This window comes from Novipirellula sp. (assembly GCF_041583735.1).
Lineage (GTDB): Bacteria > Planctomycetota > Planctomycetia > Pirellulales > Pirellulaceae > Novipirellula.
Genome location: NZ_JBFHFD010000697.1, coordinates 1 through 4,460 on the forward strand (window position 1 = coordinate 1; position 4,460 = coordinate 4,460).

A 4,460-nucleotide genomic window follows, 5' to 3' on the forward strand; every position below is an offset into this window, starting at 1 on the left:
TCGCAAAGGAGACGAGACGATCACGCCGCTGGACAATATCGATTTGGATATCCAGTCGGGCGAGTTTGTTTCGTTGATGGGACCGAGCGGGACCGGCAAAAGCACGCTTTTGAATTTGGTCAGCGGCATCGACAGCCCTGATTCGGGAACCATCGTGGTCGATGGGACGGAGATCACCCGACTTTCTCGCAGCAAACTTGCGGATTGGCGGGCCGCCAACTTGGGATACATCTTTCAAACCCACAACCTGATTCCCGTATTAACCGCATACGAGAACGTCGAACTGCCAACGCTGTTGCTGAAACTGACGTCGAACCAGCGTCGCGAACGGGTCAATTTGGCGTTAGAAGCAGTGGGGCTCAGTGATCGAGCCGACCACTACCCACGTCAACTCTCGGGTGGCCAAGAGCAACGTGTCGGCATCGCCCGTGCGATCGTGGCGCATCCCAAAGTCGTCGTCGCCGACGAACCGACCGGCAGCCTGGATACGGAAACGAGCGAACAGGTCCAAGTCCTGCTGCAACGACTCAACAAAGAACTCGACATCACGATGTTGATGGTCACTCACGATACCGATGCTGCGAAAATTGCCTCGCGGCAACTCGTTTTAGATCGTGGCAAATTCCTGGAAAGTGCATTCACAGGCTCCTAACCAACTTTCGCCCTATGACTTCTTACATCCTAAAAACGCTATGGCGTCATCGCACGCGGACGCTGTTAACCGTCACCGGCGCCGCCGTGGCGATGTTTGTGTTCTGTTTCGTGGGCTCGGTGCAAGAAGGATTGCGGCGATTGACCAGCGGTGCGGATGCAAATCGCAGCTTGATTGTTTTTCAAGAAAATCGGTTTTGCCCCACGACCAGCCGATTGCCGGAGGACTATTCCGGAAAGATCAAACAGATTCCGGGCGTCCGTGACGTGATGCCGATTCAAGTCTGGACAAATAACTGCCGCGCGAGTTTGGACATTGTCGTTTTCAACGGGGCGGATCCCCAGCAGATCCAATCCACACGTCCGTTGTCGTTGATTGAAGGCAGTTGGCAGCAGTTTGCTTCCCAACGCGATGCGGCAATCATCGGCCGTAACATCGCACAGCGTCGCGGATTAAAGACTGGCGACCAGTTCTCGATCGGCGACATCTCGGTCAACGTCGCTGGCGTTTTTTCATCAACGGTTCCGTCCGAAGAAAACTTGATTTACACCAGTTTGGCGTTCCTACAGTACACTCGCGGATTGGATGCTGCGGGATTGGTGACGCAACACGAAGTTTTGCTTGACGAGGATGCCGATCCCGACCGGGTTGCCGCCGACATCGACGAAACGCTACGAGCCGGTTCGGTCGCGACCAAAACGCGTCGCAAGGGTGCGTTCCAGGCAAGCACGTTGTCGGATCTGGTTGATTTGATCGGCTTCGCTCACTGGCTGGGCTACGCCTGTGTCGGTTTGGTGTTGTCGTTGGTGGCGACAACCACGGTGATGAGTGTTCAAGACCGAATCAAAGAATACGCGGTGCTGCAAACCATCGGGGTGCGTCCGCTGCGAGCGATGCGTTTGGTGCTGGCCGAAAGCACACTGTTGTGTCTTGTCGGCGGGATTGCCGGCACGACGTTGGCGTTGGCCGCATTAGGGTTAGGCGGATTCGCGATCGGAGCCGAAGGAGCGACGATCGCGTTCAGACCCTCGATTAGCCTTGCCATTTCGGGAACCCTCACCTCGCTCGTCGTCGGCGTGGTTGCCGGGTTTGCTCCGGCCGTCCAAGCCGCCACCGTGCCGATCGTCAATGCGTTGCGGCAAGCCTAATATGGGATGAGGTAAAAGTGACTTTGCGATGTGGTAGCTTGCCAAAGATCTCGTAACGTAGCCTAGGCTTCCAGCCTGGGAACCACAGCAAACCCAGGCTGGAAGCCTAGGCTACGCAATCCGGCGTTGCATCTGCTACCACTTAAGCAGGCTCCTGCGGAGGATCATTCATTGTCTTCGGAATGCAACGAACGCGGTCGCCGCTAAAAGCAGCCACCGTGTTCGCGAAAAACTCAATTGAGATCCCAGCGGTTCTGGGCTATTGCTGTGAACCAAATTGGGTGGGCTGGATATTGAAAGTCTCGCCGCCGATTTGCACCTGCTCGGCCAAGATCACTCGATGCTCTTGAGCACGCACAGGCACACCGCGCAGCGTAACTTTTGTCGAGGGCTGGAGTTTGACTTTGTAAGTCGTGGTGGGGCCAAAATCGACGAGTTGACGCTCGCCATCGATCGACACCACGGCAATGTAATGCTCGGTCGAACCGATCGGGGTGCTCTTGATGTCAACGATTTCACCGGTCAAATTCAAGCCGGCAGCACGATCAACCTCGATACTTTGCCCACCTTCGATCCGAAAACTGTCGGCGAGAAGCAACTGTTTTTCACCGATCGTTTCGTAGACACCGACGGCGGTAATCGAGTTACCTACTTCGACATGTTGACCACGAAGCGAATCGACAGGGCCAAGGTCAATGGCGAGTGTAGAGTCCTGCTCGTCGTTGATACCGACCAAGAGGTTATCGCTTCCGTTTACCTTCGCTTTTTTTGCAAACGCAATTTCGCCTTCGACACTGTGCCGACGTGCGTCCTCGGGACCGCGATAGGTATCGCGAGCGTTTTGATTGCGATCACGATCGACGCGTGGCTCGCTGGCCGTGTCGGAGCTCACTTCGACTTGGACCTTCGCATCCGCATTTCCATCGTTATAGAAATCGTAGCGGTCATACTCGTCATAGCGTCCATCTTCATCGCTGTCGCGGTAATAGGATCGTGAATCATAAACACCGTCACTGTCCGCATCAAAATACCGGATCGCACCGGCATAGCGATCGTCACTTCGTTGGGTGTAGTAGGTGGGTGTATAGGTGTAGTAGTCGTAGAACCAAGTGTTTTGAGCCGACTTGTCCCGATACCCGAATTGCCCATCGCCGATTCGAGTCGCAGCGTCGACCGTTTGACCAATCGCATTAGCGGCTCGTGCCAAAGGGGCAACACCATTTTCTCGAATCCACGGATTTAGATTTTGCCAGGTTCCGGGCGAGTAGTAGTCGGATCGGTTGGTTTGTCGTTGCAATTGCCGAGCGTTGCGCTCGGCGCGACGTTCGAGCGCCCGTTGCGTTTGAGCTTGCACGGGCATGGTCGTCAGCGCTGTCGTGACCGCGGCGCCCAACAATAGAGTTCGTTTAAGTGTCTTCATTCGTTGTTACCTTGTTGATTGTGTTGCTAAGTTATTGAAGAAGAGAGAAATCCAGATTTTCAAAAAAAACGTCCACACCCCCTTCGGTGAAGGCAGTGCGGACGTTGATCGAGTTACGTTTTAGATTTGCGGCTATTCTTGAGTCGCGTTGTTTTTGGCGGCAGCTTGGACTCCGGTTTCAACATCAGCCGAACCGTCTTGGCCAACGCCAGCTGCGTTTGCGCTCTCCGCGTTCAAATCACCAGCGTTCAAATCACCAGCGTTCAAATCACCAGCGTTTACATTGCCGGCATCGACGTTGCCATTCACCTGAGCATCCGCTCCGGCTTGAACGTTAGCGTCGGTGTTTTGATCCGCCGAAGGAAGAGCCGGTGCCGAGAATTCTTCTTCTTGGTTACCGGTCGCATTGTTTTGCATGCTTTCGTTTTGCATGGCTTCGGGGGTGTTCACCGCATCGCCACTTTGGTCATAGCTTCCATAGCCAGCTTGGTAGCTGCCGTTTTGGGTAGCGACATTGTCAAAATAGACGCGTTGTCCACCGACACAGATATATTCGCGACCGCTGGCATCGTGACGCAACGTGTGAACGACACCGCTACCGGAGTGACCGCCCATGTAAGAGCCGGTACCTGCATAACCGCTCGAGTAGGCAGTTCCGCCGTACGACGAGCCATACTGGTTTCCATAAACTTGGCCACCATGGTAGCCGTGCGATTGGCCGCCATAACCATAACCTTGGTTGTAGCTATGACCTTGACCATGGAAACCTTGTTGGTTTTGACCGTGGTAATACGCACCTTGGCCGTTGACGCCAACCGAGTTTTGGACGTTGCCGTTCACTCCGGCTCGGCTCTGCGCGTTAAGCGATTGCGACGACTGAACGTTCGCATTGACACCGTTTTGGCTGTTTACGTTGGCTTGGCCATTCACATTCGCTCGGCCATCGACGCCGACTTGACCATTGGTGACACCTCGCTGAGTGCCTCCGTTGTTCCAACCATCGGTCGTCGCACCTTGAATACGATCGACTTGGTTGCCAGCTTGCGAGGCGGCGGAGTTCGCTTGATTGCGAACACCATTGACAGCATTTTGAGTTGCATTTTGAGCTCGTCCGGCAGCGTTTTGTGCTTGTCCAGCAGCACGGTCCAACGCGCCCCCGACTTGTGAAGCGGCATTGCCTGCGATGTCTTGTGCTCCGACGACGGCACCGGCGGCAAGGGCGCCCAAACAAGCTGCGGCA

Annotated in this window: 4 protein-coding genes; 2 read left to right on the forward strand and 2 right to left on the reverse strand. The window is 55.0% G+C overall.

Annotated elements, in window-relative coordinates; genetic code table 11:
* Together ABX962_RS31185 and ABX962_RS31190 are read left to right on the forward strand one after the other, a co-directional pair.
* A partial coding sequence (locus tag ABX962_RS31185; RefSeq protein WP_372725446.1) for an ABC transporter ATP-binding protein occupies positions 1–652 on the forward strand: 652 nt, incomplete at its 5' end.
* 14 nt (positions 653–666) lie between these two features.
* Positions 667–1,800 carry an ABC transporter permease gene (locus tag ABX962_RS31190; RefSeq protein WP_372725448.1) on the forward strand — a complete coding sequence of 378 codons (1,134 nt, stop codon included), beginning with the start codon at positions 667–669 and terminating at the stop codon, positions 1,798–1,800.
* A 259-nt stretch (positions 1,801–2,059) separates the two neighbouring features.
* On the opposite strand, the gene ABX962_RS31195 is transcribed toward ABX962_RS31190, so the two are convergent.
* Entirely contained in the window at positions 2,060–3,220 is a 1,161-nt protein-coding gene (locus tag ABX962_RS31195; RefSeq protein ID WP_372725450.1) for a hypothetical protein, read from the reverse strand.
* A gap of 132 nt (positions 3,221–3,352) precedes the next feature.
* Positions 3,353–4,460 (reverse strand): hypothetical protein (locus ABX962_RS31200; protein ID WP_372725452.1); only part of this gene is annotated, 1,108 nt, incomplete at its 5' end.